Below are 15,044 nucleotides of genomic sequence, written 5' to 3'. Positions count from 1 at the left end.
GTGTGCTGAATTTCATATCCTGCCGATCTGGCCCTGGGTGACGTATTGAACATGACAGCCGAAGCCGCCCGAACGGATATGCAAGCCACCCGCCAGGGCGCGGCGATGGCGGCCGTCCGCGTCGTGCGCCGGCTGCGCGAGGCCGGTGACTGGCAGCGCGAGATGGACATCATCCTGGAGACGCTCTGCCGCGCCATGGATTGCCAGCGCGGCATTCTGTTTCGGCTTCGCGAGCTTCCGGGCCAGGGCTTCGCCCAGTCGGTCTCGGCCTACTGGATCGATCCCGAATTCGGCGGCGAACTCGCCTCGCCCACCGTCATCATGCAGTCGATCATCAATTCCGACCCGTTGCTGGAGCGGCTGCAGGAGGACGAGCGGCAAGGCAAGATCTTTGCCGGCCATACCCGCGATCTCGACGGCTTCCTGAGAGCCGACTTCGAGAAGCAGAATATCAAGTCGTTCCTGTCGGTGTCGGTCTTCGCGCATGGCCATCTCTGGGGCACGCTGGCGGTCAACGATTGTGTCGCCGAGCGCGAATGGACCGATGAGGAAGAGGCGACGCTGCACATCATCGCGCTGGCCATCGGCGATGCCATCGAGCACTCGCCCTCCGACGCCCATGCCAGTGAGGTTATCCGCCGCACCATGCTGCAGGCTTCGCTCGACGCCATCGTCGTCATCGACGAGACCGGCTCGATCATCGAGTTCAATCCGGCGGCCGAGAAGATGTTCGGCTTCCCGCGCAGCGACATCCTCGGCAAGGACCTGCTCGACACCATCGTTCCGATCTACTACCGCAAGGGCTATGCCTCGGGCGCCGAATACATGTCGGGCCGCGGCGCGCCAATGGTTGGCCAGCGGCTCGAGACCGTGACCCAGAATGCCGCCGGCGAGGTGTTCCCGATCGAACTGACGGCGACCGAGATGCGGGTTGCCGACCGCAGGCTGATCTTCGGCTCGATCCGCGATTTGCGCGACAAGCTGCGCGCCGAGGAGGAAATCGGCCGCCAGCGCGAGAAGCTGCACCAGAACGAGAAGATGGCCGCCATGGGTTCGCTGCTGGCCGGCGTCTCGCACGAGCTGAACAACCCCCTTGCCGTGGTCGTCGCGCAATCGACGCTGTTGCATGAGTTCGCCACCGACCCGCAGACCAAGGTGCGCGCCGAGAAGGTACGCGCAGCCGCCGAGCGCTGCGGCCGCATCGTCAAGAGCTTCCTGTCGATGGTGCGCCTGCATCCGACCGAGCAGGCAGAGACCGACCTCAACCAGGTGATCCGCGCCGCGCTCGAAGTGACAGCCTATGGCGCGCGCTCCAGCGGCATCATCATCGACACCGAGTTCGCCGTCGGCCCGCTGCTGGCCATGGCCGATGCCGACCATGTCACGCAGGTGGCCGCCAACTTCCTCGTCAACAGTCAGCATGCGTTGGCTGGCGTCGCAGGCGACCGGCTGATCAAGGTGCGCACGTTTCGCAGCGATCGCGGCAATCCCGGCTTCTCCGTCGAGGACAACGGCCCTGGCGTGCCGGAAGCGATCCGTTCACGCATCTTCGAATCCTATTTCACCACCAAGCCGATCGGCGTCGGCACAGGCATCGGCCTGTCGATCTCGAAGTCGATCATCGAGCGGCACAACGGCAACATCTGGTTCGAGGAGGTGCAGCCGCACGGCGCGCGTTTCGTGGTCCAGCTGCCGGCGATCACTGCCGGCGCGGCCGCTGGCAGCGAAGGACCGGCGCGCTCAAGCGGCCTGCGCCACGCGCTGATCATCGACGACGAGCCCGATGTCGCCGGCTCGCTCTCCGACATACTGGAGCTGATGGGCGTCAAGTCGCGCGTCGTGCCGGCGTGGACGTCGGCGGCGGCGATCCTCAGCGGCCAGATGCCGCCCGACATCGTCTTTTCCGATTTGCGCATGCCCGGCACCAGCGGCATCGCAATCTATCGCGAGTTGCTCGCCGAACGGCCGGCGCTGGCGCAGCGCTTCGTGCTGGTCACCGGCGACCTGATCGGCGCCAAGGCCGAGATCGAGGCGCTGCCGCCGCATCAGCGGCCGCAGATCCTGGAAAAGCCGTTCAGCACGCTGGACGTGCGCGGCGTGCTTTCGGCCATCGCCGAGCAGGCTGCCGTGGAGAGCTGACATCCAGCCGTTCAAAGATACTGGAGCAAGCGCAGGAACTCGCCGTTAGCAGGCCGGCCTCACCTGAATATCGACAGACCGAAAAAAAGAGGCTCCCAACCGACGATGCGGTGGGAGCCTGACTTGAGCGCAGGAGGAGCGCTCTGGGGAGGTCAAAGCGTGATCGCGAAGCGGGGAACTGTTTCGCGGATCACGTTCGACAAGTCAGAAGACGTTCGGCGTGCTGGTCAGCGGCGCGGCATTGGCGATCATGCGCACCGCGCGTTCCCTATGCTTGCCGGACTGCTCGGCAATGGCGCGCAGACAGTCCGCGCTCTCGGCGCCCCAAGCCTGGCCCTTGCAGGCGAAATCGATCTGCGGCATCGGCAAACGCCCGGTCTTGATCGTGGTCGACGCGCCTTCGACGGCACCTGCCGGCGGATTGAGCGACGCGAAGGCGGGGCCTGCCGCCGGTGTGAGGAACATGCCGGCGAAGGCAAGGGCGCCAATCGCCATGAACATCGCCATCGGATGGTCGCTGGCGCGCTGGCGCAGCGCCAGCTTCGGTCGCCGATCGTTGCGCTCCGGTGCCTGGAGGCGGTTGTTGGCGGTCTGGACTTTCGTGAACATCGCAATCCCCTTCATTGTCTTTCTTTTTGCTATGAAACGAATGTATCCGCACCCGGTAACGGATGGATGATACGCGATGGCTGCCCGTGTAACCGGCTTGAAACAGAAAAATCGGGCATGATCGGGCATATTCGGTCATTCCCCGATTTTCGTGTTCGTTTGCAATTTCTGTTCCATAAGCGCGACCTGAAAGGCGACCTCACAGGCGAAGCAATGGGCCTGAGGCGGTCTTGCGGACTATGAGCAATCTCACACTTGCGAAGGAAATCGGGGCCGGGACTGCGTCTCTGAGAGCCGCCGCTTCTCGCTGCCAGGTCGACGTCGATCGGGCCGCTCCGGGCCTGTTTCAGAACCCTGGTTAACGCCCGGATTTTCCGTGATTTTCCCTGGCCAGATCGTCGCTGAGCGGATGCAAACCCAGCGCCATCAAAATTTCATATTTCAACAAACCATTGCATTTCAAAGCAAAATATACTTATATTGAATGAGCATTCAACAAAAGAAGAGCCTTCTATGAACCCGCATCTCCGTGACGTGGCGATCCCCAACGATTGGGACCGGCGGGGTCTGCCGGGATGGAGCTACCACTCCAACGCGCTTCTAGAACTCGAGAAGGAATACGTCTTCCGCAACCATTGGCAGATCGCCGGACATGTCTCCGACGTGCCCAATCCCGGCGACTATCTGACCATGGATGTCATCGGCGAACGGGCGCTGATCGTGCGCGGCAAGGACGGCCTCGTGCGCGCTTTCAACAATATGTGCCGCCATCGCGGCAGCCGCGTCGTCGCCGACAGCCAGGGCACCTGCAAGAACGCGCTTGTCTGCCCGTTCCATGGCTGGGTCTACAATCTCGACGGCACGCTGCGCGGTGCTGCCCGTCCGCGCTCCTTCCCCGATCTCGACAAGACCGAATTCGGCCTGATGCCGCTCGACCTCGAAATCTGGATGGGTTTCATCTTCATCCGCTTCCACGAGGGAGGCCCGCAGCCCTCGGTGGCCGAGCTTTTGAAGCCGATCGAGGCCGAGATCGCGCACTATCGCGTCGCCGAGATGGTGCCATCGTGGGGCATCTGGACCCAAAAATCGCCGGTCAACTGGAAGTCGGTGCGCGACGTCGACAATGAAGGCTACCACGTCGCCATGGCGCATCCGGCGCTACAGGATCTTTATGGTGCGACCTATTTCGACGAGCCCTTCGTCAACGGCGTGTCGCGATCCTTCGCCACCTACAATCCGCATGCCGGGCGGCGCTGGAGCGTGCGCGAATACATCAAGCGAGCGCCCGACGCTTCGCATCTGCCGGAGCATCTGCGCAAGGCCTGGATCTACTACGGCATCTTCCCCAACAACGCGCTGTCGATCATGCCGGAATCCGTGCAGTTCTATCAGGAGTTCCCGCTGTCGACCGGCGAGACCCTGCTGCGCGGCGCAATCTACCGCTACAAGGACGAGACGAGAGAACAGGCGGCGGCGCGCTATCTCGCCTACCGCATCGACCGCGACACAATGAACGAGGACGTGCAGCTTTCGGTATGGTCGAACGAATCCATGCTTTCGGAAGCGTTCGGAGGGTTTTATCTCTCGGACCTCGAATATGGGGTGCGCACCCACCACGATCATCTGCGCAAGCAGATCCCCGTGCTCGGCCTGGAGACGGCGCCGGAGGAAAAGGACATGTGGGCGCTGAACGACGCGCTGCGGTCGAGGGGATAGAGCAGGCAGGTGAGGGGCAGCGCAGGTTTTTGAGATTATCGTTTTAGTCAGACGCCAATTTCTGGCGTCGTCCGGCGACCAAGCCAATCGCCGAGGTCGGCGCAGCCCCTCATCCGCCCTTCGGGCACCTTCTCCCCGTAGAACGGGGAGAAGGAAGAACCCTCACCCCCGCCAGACGCCCTCTTTCCTGAGATCGTCCATCGTGCGCGAAATGCCCTCGCGCAGGATCGCCACCATGTCGTCGATCTGCTCGCGCGAAATAATCAGCGGCGGCGACATCACGCACATGTTGATCAGCGGCCTGACCAGCAAGCCTAGCTCATGGCAATGTGCGTCGATGCGTTTGCCGACGTCCTTGTCGAGCTGCAGCGGATTCCTGCTTTCGCGATCGGCGACGCATTCGATGCAAGCCATCAGCCCCATGCCGCGCACCTCGCCGACCAGCGGCAATTCCTCCAGCGTCTTCAGCCGCGCCTGGAAATAGGGCGCGACCTCACGCGCGTGCGCGAGCACGCCGTCTTCCAGCAGGTCGAGGTTCTTCAGCGCCACCGCGCAGCCGATCGGATGGCTGGTGTAGGTGAGGCCGTGGCCGAACAGCGCGTCGGGATGGTTGGAACGGCGCAGTTGTTCCAGCAGCCGCCCCGAGATAATGACGCCGCCGAGCGGGAAATAGCCCGAGGTGACGCCCTTGGCGAAGGTGATCATGTCCGGGTCTATGCCGAACACCTCGCCGGAGGCAAAGACGTGGCCGAGACGTCCGAAGCCGGTCACCACCTCGTCCGAGACATAGAGGATGTCGTTGTCGCGGCAGATCTGGCGGACGCGCCTCAGATAGCCCTCCGGCGGCACGACCACGCCGCCCGAGGCCTGCACCGGTTCGCCGACAAAGGCCCCGATCCTGTCGGCACCGACGCGGGCGACGGTGTCGCGGAACTGATCCACCAAGAAATCGGTGAAGGCAGCAGGGCTCATCTCCTTCGGCCGCCGGAACGGATCGGGCGAGGAGAGCTTGACCACCAGCTCGTCGGCGCCGTCCATCCAGTCGCGATCGCGCGGACGGCCATTGAGCGAGGCCGACAGGTAAGTCGAGCCGTGATAGGCGCCGCCGCGGCTGAGGATCAGCTTCTTCTCCGGCCGTCCCCGCACATTGTTGTAGAACTGCATGAAGCGCAGCGCCGTCTCCACCGCCGACGAGCCGCCGGTGGTGAAGAAAGTGTGGCTGAGATCGGCGGGCGCGTGACCGGAAATGCGCCTGGCGAGCTCCGCCGAGGGCGCGTTCATCGTGTACCACGGAGTGTTGTAGGACAGCGCCATCGCCTGGTTGTACATCACGCTGGCCAGTTCCTCGCGGCGGTGGCCGACATTGAGGCACCACATGCCGGCCGGCCCGTCGATCAGCCGCTTGCCGGAAGCGTCGGTGATGTAGATGCCGTCGCCCTCGCCGATCAGCGCGCGCGCCTCGGCGCCGACCGAGCCGGCATACGGCCAGGGCTGGACGAGATGGCGCTTGGCCAGCTCCACGGCATCGTCATCGCCGGGCTGGTTGGTTTCCCTCGCCCTGATCTCCCTTGCAGCCGCCATCTTAGCCTCGCATCGTATGGTTGTGTATCCTTCGGCGGACAAAGAATGAAGCGGCAAGCCCCGGAAAAATGGTCTTTCTTCACTTCATTTTGAATGTCCGTTCAATCAATATTACAGAAATAGCGCTTGATTTCAATTGGCGGATGCGCTCATGATGAAAGAAAGCCGGCAAGCAAGCGGCGCGACCAGCAACGCACCGTTCGGTTGCGCCGCGAGCAAAAAAGGGAACAAGCCGCCGGCGCTGACCAATGGGAGCCACATGCCGGAACTGTTCGTGCCCGAAATCACGCCCGGAACGCTGCAATGACGGCGGCTGCCGAAGGCTCGCCCCCGCTGCGCATGTCGCGGGCCAGACGAAATGCCCTTCTGCAGTCCGAACCCGTCCAGGGCTTTGCCCTGATCAGCCCCACCTTCCTCTATGCCCTCGTCCTGCTGGTGCTGCCGATCCTGGTGGTTTTCGCCCACTCCTTCTGGACCCAGAACTACCTGACCATCGACCACACCTTCACGCTGGAGAATTACCGCATCGCGCTGACCGAGCCGATCTATCGCGACCTGCTCTGGCGCTCGCTTTACATCTCACTGACGGTCAGCGTGCTCACCGTCATCCTCGCCTACCCGATCGCCTATTTCATTTCCTTCCACGGCGGCCGTCACAAGAGCCTGTGGCTGTTCCTGATCACCATCCCGTTCTGGACCAGCTACCTGCTGCGCGTGATGTCGTGGAAGGTGATCCTCGGCTACAACGGCGTCTTGAATTCCGGCCTGATGGGCCTCGGCATCATCGACGAGCCTTCGACCGCGCTGCTCTACAATTCGAGCGCCGTCATCATCACGCTGACCCATGCCTGGGCGACCTTCGCCATCCTGCCGATCTTCGTTTCGCTGGAAAAAGTCGACCGTACGCTGGTCGAGGCTGCGACGGATCTCGGCGACGGCCCGTTGCGCTCCTTCCTGCGCGTGACGCTGCCGCTGTCGACGCCGGGGGTCATCTCGGCGATGCTCATCGTCATGATCCCGACGGTCGGCGACTATGTGACGCCGAAGCTGGTCGGCGGCAAGGACGGCGTCATGATCGCCAACGCCATCCAGGCGCAGTTCGGCAAGGCGTCGAACTGGCCGCTGGGCGCCGCGCTCTCCGTTACCACCATGGTGATCGTGACGCTGATGGCGGGCGCCACGGTGCTGATCATCCGCGCCGCGCAGAGGCTGGCTCGATGATGGCGATCAAACGCTTGCTCCCAGGCGGCTGGCTATCGGCCTATGCCTTCCTCTATGTCGCCTTCCTCTATCTGCCGGTCGTCTTCCTGCCGATCTTCTCGATCAACACCGCGGCGACACCGAAATTCCCGCTCTCGGGCGTCACCCTCAAATGGTACGAGGACCTGCCGCGCACGCCGGCGCTGATCGACGCCACCTGGAACAGCCTGATCGTTGGCGTCTCCGCTTCGGTCCTGTCGACCGTGCTTGGCATCCTGGCCGCCCGCTCGATCACCCGCTACCGCTACCCCGGCCGGCGCGCCATCAACGGGCTGATCATGGCGCCGCTGGTGCTGCCGGAGGTCATCGTCGCCATTTCGATGCTCTTGGTGATGCTGCAGCTCGGCCTCAGCCTGTCGCTGTTCACCGTCGTGCTCGGCCATGTGCTGGTTTGCATCCCCTATTCGATGACGGTGCTGACCTCGGGCTTCGAGGGCTTCGACCGCAGCCTCGAGGAAGCCTCCGCCGATCTCGGCGAAAGTGCCTTCGGCACCTTCCGGCGGGTGACACTGCCGATGGTGATGCCGGCGATCATCTCCAGCCTGCTCGTCTGCTTCACCATCTCGCTCGACGAGTTCATCATCGCCTTCTTCCTGACCGGCACCGAGGCGACGCTGCCGATCTACATCTGGGGCCAGCTGCGATTCGCGGCCAAGCTGCCGGGTGTGCTGGCGCTGGGCACGCTGCTGCTCCTCGCTTCTTTCCTGCTGATGACCATTGCCGAGATCCTGCGCCGACGGGCGGCCAGCCGCACCCGGAACGAGGGAGGCCTTTATGCCTGAATTGTCCCTGGCCGAACGGCCCCACCAGTCCGATCGTCTCCAGTCCGAACGGGCGATGATCGAGATCCGCGATGTCACCCGCAGCTACGGTGCCTTCAAGGCGCTTGACGATGCTTCGCTGACCATCCGGGAAGGCGAGTTCTTCTCGTTGCTCGGCCCGTCTGGCTGCGGCAAGACCACGCTCTTGCGCATGATCGCCGGCTTCGACAATCCGACCAGCGGCTCGATCGCCGTCGACGGCCAGCCGATGGAGGGCATTCCCGCCAACCGCCGTCCGACCAACATGGTATTCCAAAGCTATGCCATCTTCCCACATCTCAATGTCGAGCAGAACGTCGCCTACGGGCTGAAGCGCTTGAAGCTGCAAGCGGGCGAGGAAAGGCGCCGCGTCGAGGAGGCGCTGGCGCAGGTGTCGCTGACCGGCCTCGGCAAGCGCGGCGCCACCGAGCTTTCCGGCGGCCAGCGCCAGCGCGTGGCGCTCGCCCGCGCGCTGGTCATGCGTCCCAAGGTGCTGCTGCTCGACGAGCCGCTCTCGGCGCTGGACAAGAAGCTGCGCGAGCAGATGCAGGTTGAACTGCGCCGGTTGCAGCAGGCGGTCGGCATCACATTCGTGCTGGTCACGCATGATCAGTACGAGGCGCTGGCCATGTCGGACCGCATCGCCGTGATGTTCGGCGGCAAGATCGCGCAGGTCGCCTCGCCGAAGGAGATCTATCAGCGCCCCGTCAACCGCCAGGTGGCCGATTTCCTCGGCGGCATGAACTTCGTCAAGGCCGAAATCGTCGAGGAGAACGGCGCCTCGCTGGTGCTCGACACGCTGGGTTTCGGCCGCGTCAGGACCGACAAGCCGAAGGCTTTTGTCCGCAATGGCGGCGCGGCGACGCTCGGCATCCGGCCGGAACGGCTACGCGTACTGTGGGACAATGCGACGGCCAAATTCGAGGTCGCCGGCAAGGTGGTCGAGCGCCACTATTTCGGCGAGATCACCCACCTGATCGTCGAGATACCCGGCCTGGAAAAGCCGCTCTCGGTGACCGAGACCAACGATTTCGGCGCCGACGACATCCCCGTCGGCGCGCCGATCCGCCTCGCCTACGATCCCGAAGCCCTGGTGGCGATGGCGGATTGAAGGCTGGTCAGGATCTTTCCGGCGGCGATGCGCCCGGCCACGATAGCGCCCTCGACATAGGCGGGAAAAGACGGCGACACTTCCGACGAGGCGAAATGCACCGGCGGCGCGCCGGCAAGAATCGTGCGCTCGGCATCCCGTGCCGTCGCGTCGACGATGAGATCGCCATAGGCGCCGCCGCTCCAGCGGTCATCCGTCCAGTCGCGGTGGCTGAAATCGAGCATATCGGCCGCCTCCGGGCCAACCGCATCCACGAGCTTCGCCGTGACTTCGGCGCGCAACGCCGCGGCGCTCAGCTTGCGGCAGCGCAGCGCCAGCGGTCCGCCGATGAAGACGACGAGCGCTGCGTGCTCGGCATCCTTGCTGGCGTCGCATGCAAACAGGCCCGGCATGTCGCGCCACATCACCATGCCGCTCAGATCCCGTTCGCGCCAGAACGGCTTGGGGTAACGGATCAGTATCTTGACCACCGCGCCGCTTTCCCAGACGCCAAGCGCCTTCTTCAAGGCCGCCGGCAAGGCGGGCTGAAAATCGAGCTTGTCGGCCGTCGCAGGCGGCAGGGCGACCAGGGCCTCGCGCGCCTCGATGGCAGCACTGCCCGAGACGACGCGAACGACTGACGGTCGGCGCTCGATGCGAATGACCGCTTCGTTCAGCCGCAGCCGGTCGCCGAGGTCGCCGGCAAGGTCCTCGGCCAGCGACTGCATGGTTTCGCGCAGAAAATACTGCAGCTCCGGCACTTCGTTGGTAATGCGGCGATCATTGTCGATCAGATACCAGAGCGGCAGCTTGTCCAGCGCCAGGCACCACAGGCCCTCGATCATCGAACGGAAGGCCGCCTTGGCATCGACCGGATCCTCCTGGCGCTGCAGCCAGTCGGCGACGGTCAGCCCGGCGATCGCGGAATCGTCCGGCTCGATTCGGTTCATGCGTTCGCGGATCGCCATCGCGGTCACATAGGTCCGCTCCGCCTGGCCGGCCGACATCGACGGATGGGTGATGAAATCGCCATAGACATAGGTCTCGACGAATGTCTTGCCGCGCGCCTTAGCCAGCGCCATCAGCTCTGGCATGTCCTCGCACAGGAACTGGCCGCCACGGTCGATCAGCTCGCCGAGCCCGTTCCGCGTCGCCTCCACCCGCCCGCCGACCCGGTCGCGCGCTTCCAGCACGAGGAAATCGATGCCGGCCTTCTTCAGCTCGAGCGCGGCCGTCAGGCCGGTGAAGCCGGCCCCGACGATGACGACTCCGGTTCTGTCAGCTGCCGTCGTCAATAGCCGGCCCTGATCTTCTCGAACGCGGCCACCATGCCATCGGCAAGCGCGTAGGCGGCGCCCGCTCCGACGGTGACGGCGGCGGCAAGAGCAAGGCAACGAATCGTGGAATTCATGACGCGAAACTCCCCCGTCGCGAAAAGCGACGGGGGAGGTTAGGAGAATTCCCGGGCGTTGGCGAGCCCGTCCGCCGGAGCGGACGGGACACCAGAATCAGGCCTAATAGCCGGCTTTGATCTTCTCGAACTCGGCGATCATCTTGAGCTTCAGCTCGGAAGGCAGAGGCTGCTGGAACAGCGTCTTGTCGACCCACTTTTCCACATTGTCGTAGCCCTTTTCCTTCAGCACCGCCTGGTCGACACCGGCCATGCCCTTGGCGTTGGCCTGGCCGTAGCCCCAGTCCTTGACCAGAATGTTGGCGACCGAGGGATCGTTGACGGCATTTAGATAGTCATAGGCCTTGTCGACATTGCCCGGCGCATCCTTGAACAGCACATAGCCGCACACCCAGGTCGACATGCCCTCTTCGGTGTCCTTCCTGGACTTGATCGGCACGCCTGCGGCCTGTGACTGCACCGCCGCGTCGTTCCAGGCCCAGGCGAGATCCACCTCGCCGCCGGAGAGCAGCTGCACGATGTCGGTGGTGTCGGTCCAGTAGGAGCGCACGTTCTTGTGCACCTGGCGCAGGAAATCCGAGGCCTGCTTGAACTGGTCGTCCGTCATCTTGGTCCAGTCCTTGAGCCCGATGGCGAGGCTTGCCAGCGCATAGGCGTCGTCGACATTGTCGCCGATCGAGACCCGGCCCTTGAACTTCGGATCGGCGAAGGCCTTCAGCGACTGCACGTCCTTCTCGTCGATCTTTTCGGAATTGTAGGTGAGCTGGGTGTCGCCCCAGTCCCACGGCATGAACCAGGCCTTGCCGTCGGCTGTGGTAGCGAGATCCTTCATCGCCATGATGCCGGGATTGAGGTCCTTCCAGCCCGTGATCTTCGACGTATCGAGCGGCTGCAGCAATCCGGCCTCGCGCCATTTCACCACGCTTTGCGAACAGGGATGGCCGAGATCGGCCTTGAAGCCGGAGCGCACCTTTTCGAAGGCCTCGTCCTCGTCGCCGAAGAAGGCGAAGGTCGGCGAGTCGCCATCCTTCTCGACATACTTCCCGTGGAAGCTTGGATCCTCATAGCCGGACCAGTCGAACACGATCAGGTCCTTGTCGGCGGCAACCGCCAGCGCCGCCGCGGAAGCGGCGAGCACACCGGTCAGTGCCAGGGTCAGCGTCAGGCGTCGGCTCAGAGTTCTCATTGCTGTTCCATCCTCCTTGTCTTTTCCGCCGGCTCGTCGGCCGGCCTTCTTCTCATGGGTAGTGCCTGGGAAATGCCGCCGCCAGGAACGCATTCGCCGCCTGCAGCGCGGTTTCGCGGGTGGTGTCCTCGGTGCCCATCATCAGCCGCAGCCAGAGCCCCTCGAGCATGCCGCTGAGCGCCAGCGCGATGACCTGGGGTTCATAGGTGTAGCCACCGCTCTCCTTGAGCTTCGCACAGAGATCGATGAAGACCTGCTGGTAGTAGTTGTCGCGCGAGCTGCTCAGCGCCTGGTAGGTCGGCCGCGACTTGGCCTCGCCCCAAAAGGCCAGCCATGCCGCGAGCTTGCGCTTGTTGCAGATCGAGCGGTCGAAGTCGGCCCACACCAGCAGCTGCAGCTGCCTTGCCGGATCATCGCCAGCGTTCTGCAGGGCCGCGCGCCAATGCGCCGAATATTCGTCATACATGTGCTGCAGCGTGGCGATCAGCAGCTTTTCCTTGCTCTCGAAATGGAAGTTTACGATGCCGCGCGACAGGCCGGCGCCATCGGCGACATCGGCCATCGTCGTCTCCGCGTAGCCGCGCTTGGCGAGCGAATCGATCGTCGCCTCGATCAGTTGCAGTTGCCTGACCTCCTTCGAGGCCTTGCGGCCGCGCTTTTCGGCGTCGCCCTTTCGCGACGGTTCGGGGAGAACCTTCCTGGCCTCTGCAGTCTTCATGAGCGTCACGGTCTCCAGCATCGCCGGCTATACCACCGGCTTCCAACCGCGCAGATGAGTGGGACGGTGCTCACCGCTGTCAAGCACCTTCTGCATCGCCTCCCAGGTATGGATGTTCTTGTCGACATAGGCGGCACCCACCACGCCGGCGACGGGTCCATAGAGCGGCCCCTTGAGCCGCGCCAGCTCATCGCGCGCCACCTCGCGATACCAGGGATTGCGGTCGCGCACGGCGATATCGGCAAAGCCCGCCCGGCGCATCGCCTGGGCATAGCGCGCCGGCGAGGCCATGGCGAAGGACAGGCCTTCGGCCGCGACATAGGCCCTCATCTGCGGCGACGGTTCGCCGTCATGCGCAATCATCCAGTTCGACGCGGCAAAGACGCCACCCGGCTTCAGCACGCGAAAGATCTCGGCGAACAGCGCGTCCTTGTCGGGCACATGCAGCAGCGCATCCTTGGAGAAGACGACATCAAAGGAAGCGTCGGCGAACGGCAGCGGACCAGGCGGCGCCTGAACGAAGCTGGCGCGATCTTCAAGACCTTGCATGGCCGCGCGCCGCTTTGCCATCTCGATCACCGGCCGTTCGACATCGAAGCCGGTCGCATGCGCCGCGCCGTGGCGCGCGACCAGATGCAGCGTGATGCCGCCGGCACCGCAGCCGATGTCGAGGACCGTCTTGCCCTCCAGCGACAGGCCTTCGACCACTCGGTCAACCTCTTCGGGCCCGCCCGGCGACAGGTAGCCCTCGCCCCAGAGCGCCTCCAGGAAGCGGATGGCGGTATCGTCATATTCCGGCTCGGCGTGCGCTGTTTTGATCATCGGATCTCAGTCAAAAATGCCGAAAATGGCCCCAGTCGCAAATGCTCGCAAAGCCTAGCGCATAAACGGGAAAACGCAACACCATTTGTTGAACATTCATTCAAAATGGCTGGACAGAAATCCGTGATCCGTGCCAAATTCGGTGCGACAGGGGACAAAAAGCCCGAAGAAGGGGCAGCCGGATGGAGGTTGAGCGCACATGAAGGCGTGGGATGCGATCGTCATCGGCGGCGGCCACAACGGCTTGGTCAATGCCTGTTACCTGCAGCGCGCCGGGCTCGACGTGCTGGTCGTCGAGAAGAACGACTGGGTCGGGGGGGCGGCCACCAGCCGCGAGCTGACGCCGGGCTTCCTCTACTCCAACTGTTCCTATGTCTGTTCGCTGTTCCGGCCAGAGATCATGCGCGACCTGGAGCTGCCGCGCTTCGGCCTGCAGGTCATCTCCTATGAGGGCGGCGCGGTGTTCACCCGCGACGGCGACTATCTCGCCAACTACCGCGACCACGATGCCCATCGCCGCGAGTTCGCCCGCTTCTCCAGGCGCGACGCCGAGGCCTATGACCGCTATTCGCGCGACGTGACGCGGCAATGCCGCTTCATCCAGCCGCTCTTGATGCGCACCGCGCCCGACCCGACCAGTTTCAAGCCGCGCGACCTCGGCGAATTGCTCTTTCTGGGGAAAAAGTTCGCCGGTCTTTCGGCCGAGGAGAAGGCGCTGACCTTGCGCTTCTGGACGATGTCGATCTCGGACTTCCTCGACGAGTATTTCGAGACCGACGTCATCAAGGCGAACTTCGCGCTGTCAGGCATCATCGGCACCGCGCTTGGGCCGATGTCGCCGGGCACGGCCTACGTGCTGCTGCACCACTATATGGGCGAGGTCGACGGCTCGGTCGGCGCCTGGGGCTATGCGCGCGGCGGCATGGGCGCCGTCACCAGGGCGCTGGCCGCGTCCTTCAGGGCCTCCGGCGGCACCATCCGCACCGGCGCCGAGGTCGATCATGTGCTGGTCAGGAACGGCAAGGCCAAGGGCGTCGTGCTCGCTGGCGGCGAGGAGATCTACGGCAAGCTCGTCATCTCCAACGCCGACGTCAAGCGCACCTTCCTGAAGCTGGTCGAGGAGAAGGAACTGCCCGACATCTTTCTGCGCCGGGTCCGGAACTTCAAGATTCGCGGCTCCTCCGGCAAGGTCAACATCGCGCTGGATTCGCTGCCTGAATTCCGGGCCCTGCCCAAGGATTCGCCGGTCTATCGCGCCGACATGCACTTCACCGATTCCATCGAGCGCATGGAGCGCGCCTATGACGACTGGAAGGCCGGTCGCTGGTCGGCCGACCCCTTCCTCGACATGATGATCCCGACCACGCTCGACCCGACCATGGCGCCGCCAGGAAAACATTTCATGAGCTGCTTCGTGCAATACGCGCCGCCGAAGATTGATGGCCGCGACTGGACCGACGCCGACCGCGACGGCTTCGCCGAAAGCGTGATTTCGCAGATCGCCGCATACTCGCCCGGCTTCCGCGACCGCATCGTCCATATGGAAGTGCGCACGCCGCGCGAGATCGAAGCCGAGGTCGGCCTCACCGAAGGCAACATTTTCCAGGGCGAACTGACCTTCGACCAATTGCTGTTCAACCGCCCGGTGCCTGGCTACGCGCAATACCGCTCGCCGGTGGGCGGGCTTTACATGTGCGGCTCCTCGACCCATC

General features: G+C 63.9%; 13 protein-coding genes. 7 read left to right on the top strand and 6 right to left on the bottom strand.

Annotated features, from left to right (window positions below):
- Window positions 1–78: 78 nt before the first annotated feature.
- Window positions 79–2,139, top strand: coding sequence for a sensor histidine kinase (locus EN745_RS15175; protein ID WP_245487736.1), 2,061 nt, complete (start codon window positions 79–81; stop codon window positions 2,137–2,139).
- A 204-nt stretch (window positions 2,140–2,343) separates the two neighbouring features.
- On the opposite strand, the gene EN745_RS15170 is transcribed toward EN745_RS15175, so the two are convergent.
- Complete coding sequence (locus tag EN745_RS15170; RefSeq protein ID WP_126058020.1) at window positions 2,344–2,748, bottom strand: hypothetical protein; 405 nt, start codon at window positions 2,746–2,748, stop codon at window positions 2,344–2,346.
- Window positions 2,749–3,261: 513 nt separating this feature from the next.
- Between EN745_RS15170 and EN745_RS15165 the strand changes: the two genes are divergently transcribed.
- The gene (locus EN745_RS15165; RefSeq protein ID WP_127421650.1) at window positions 3,262–4,464 is read left to right on the top strand and encodes an aromatic ring-hydroxylating dioxygenase subunit alpha; all 1,203 of its coding nucleotides are present in this window, start codon (window positions 3,262–3,264) and stop codon (window positions 4,462–4,464) included.
- Between the two features lie 162 nt (window positions 4,465–4,626).
- On the opposite strand, the gene EN745_RS15160 is transcribed toward EN745_RS15165, so the two are convergent.
- Window positions 4,627–6,045 (bottom strand): aminotransferase, encoded by a 1,419-nt coding sequence (locus EN745_RS15160; RefSeq protein ID WP_127421649.1) that lies wholly within the window; start codon window positions 6,043–6,045, stop codon window positions 4,627–4,629.
- Between the two features lie 151 nt (window positions 6,046–6,196).
- Between EN745_RS15160 and EN745_RS36115 the strand changes: the two genes are divergently transcribed.
- The 4 genes from EN745_RS36115 to EN745_RS15145 are packed head-to-tail and all read left to right on the top strand — an operon-like array spanning window position 6,197 to window position 9,216.
- A complete protein-coding gene (locus EN745_RS36115) occupies window positions 6,197–6,352 on the top strand; it encodes a hypothetical protein (RefSeq protein WP_189363056.1) in 156 nt (51 codons plus the stop codon).
- A complete protein-coding gene (locus EN745_RS15155; protein WP_127421648.1) occupies window positions 6,349–7,266 on the top strand; it encodes an ABC transporter permease in 918 nt (305 codons plus the stop codon). The genes EN745_RS36115 and EN745_RS15155 overlap by 4 nt, the downstream gene beginning before the upstream one ends.
- Window positions 7,263–8,087: an ABC transporter permease gene (locus EN745_RS15150; RefSeq protein ID WP_127421647.1), complete on the top strand. Its 825-nt coding sequence runs from the start codon at window positions 7,263–7,265 to the stop codon at window positions 8,085–8,087. The genes EN745_RS15155 and EN745_RS15150 overlap by 4 nt, the downstream gene beginning before the upstream one ends.
- A gap of 55 nt (window positions 8,088–8,142) precedes the next feature.
- Window positions 8,143–9,216 carry an ABC transporter ATP-binding protein gene (locus EN745_RS15145; protein WP_127421651.1) on the top strand — a complete coding sequence of 358 codons (1,074 nt, stop codon included), beginning with the start codon at window positions 8,143–8,145 and terminating at the stop codon, window positions 9,214–9,216.
- Here the strand turns inward: EN745_RS15145 and EN745_RS15140 are convergent.
- From EN745_RS15140 to EN745_RS15125, 4 genes are all read right to left on the bottom strand, one after another.
- Entirely contained in the window at window positions 9,180–10,490 is a 1,311-nt protein-coding gene (locus EN745_RS15140) for a flavin monoamine oxidase family protein (RefSeq protein ID WP_127421646.1), read from the bottom strand. The genes EN745_RS15145 and EN745_RS15140 overlap by 37 nt on opposite strands.
- 219 nt (window positions 10,491–10,709) lie before the next feature.
- Complete coding sequence (locus EN745_RS15135; RefSeq protein ID WP_127421645.1) at window positions 10,710–11,792, bottom strand: ABC transporter substrate-binding protein; 1,083 nt, start codon at window positions 11,790–11,792, stop codon at window positions 10,710–10,712.
- Window positions 11,793–11,844: 52 nt separating this feature from the next.
- The gene (gene betI, locus EN745_RS15130) at window positions 11,845–12,510 is read right to left on the bottom strand and encodes a transcriptional regulator BetI (protein WP_245487735.1); all 666 of its coding nucleotides are present in this window, start codon (window positions 12,508–12,510) and stop codon (window positions 11,845–11,847) included.
- A 27-nt stretch (window positions 12,511–12,537) separates the two neighbouring features.
- A complete protein-coding gene (locus EN745_RS15125) occupies window positions 12,538–13,332 on the bottom strand; it encodes a methyltransferase domain-containing protein (protein WP_127421643.1) in 795 nt (264 codons plus the stop codon).
- A 199-nt stretch (window positions 13,333–13,531) separates the two neighbouring features.
- Between EN745_RS15125 and EN745_RS15120 the strand changes: the two genes are divergently transcribed.
- Window positions 13,532–15,044, top strand: a 1,513-nt coding sequence (locus tag EN745_RS15120) for an NAD(P)/FAD-dependent oxidoreductase (protein ID WP_145992034.1), incomplete at its 3' end; no start/stop codon positions are given.

This window comes from Mesorhizobium sp. M4A.F.Ca.ET.022.05.2.1 (assembly GCF_003998845.1).
Classification (GTDB): Bacteria; Pseudomonadota; Alphaproteobacteria; order Rhizobiales; family Rhizobiaceae; genus Mesorhizobium.
Note: the sequence above shows the minus strand (reverse complement) of the source record. Positions and strands in the feature narration are given on the sequence as shown.

Excerpts from the sequence above, each read along its gene's own strand:
- EN745_RS15175 (WP_245487736.1), top strand. The coding sequence starts at position 79 with ATGCAAGCCACCCGCCAGGGCGCGGCGATGGCGGCCGTCCGCGTCGTG.
- EN745_RS15125 (WP_127421643.1), bottom strand. The coding sequence starts at position 13,332 with ATGATCAAAACAGCGCACGCCGAGCCGGAATATGACGATACCGCCATC.
- EN745_RS36115 (WP_189363056.1), top strand. The coding sequence starts at position 6,197 with ATGATGAAAGAAAGCCGGCAAGCAAGCGGCGCGACCAGCAACGCACCG.
- EN745_RS15145 (WP_127421651.1), top strand. The coding sequence starts at position 8,143 with ATGATCGAGATCCGCGATGTCACCCGCAGCTACGGTGCCTTCAAGGCG.
- betI (WP_245487735.1), bottom strand. The coding sequence starts at position 12,510 with ATGAAGACTGCAGAGGCCAGGAAGGTTCTCCCCGAACCGTCGCGAAAG.
- EN745_RS15170 (WP_126058020.1), bottom strand. The coding sequence starts at position 2,748 with ATGTTCACGAAAGTCCAGACCGCCAACAACCGCCTCCAGGCACCGGAG.
- EN745_RS15155 (WP_127421648.1), top strand. The coding sequence starts at position 6,349 with ATGACGGCGGCTGCCGAAGGCTCGCCCCCGCTGCGCATGTCGCGGGCC.
- EN745_RS15150 (WP_127421647.1), top strand. The coding sequence starts at position 7,263 with ATGATGGCGATCAAACGCTTGCTCCCAGGCGGCTGGCTATCGGCCTAT.
- EN745_RS15160 (WP_127421649.1), bottom strand. The coding sequence starts at position 6,045 with ATGGCGGCTGCAAGGGAGATCAGGGCGAGGGAAACCAACCAGCCCGGC.
- EN745_RS15135 (WP_127421645.1), bottom strand. The coding sequence starts at position 11,792 with ATGAGAACTCTGAGCCGACGCCTGACGCTGACCCTGGCACTGACCGGT.
- EN745_RS15165 (WP_127421650.1), top strand. The coding sequence starts at position 3,262 with ATGAACCCGCATCTCCGTGACGTGGCGATCCCCAACGATTGGGACCGG.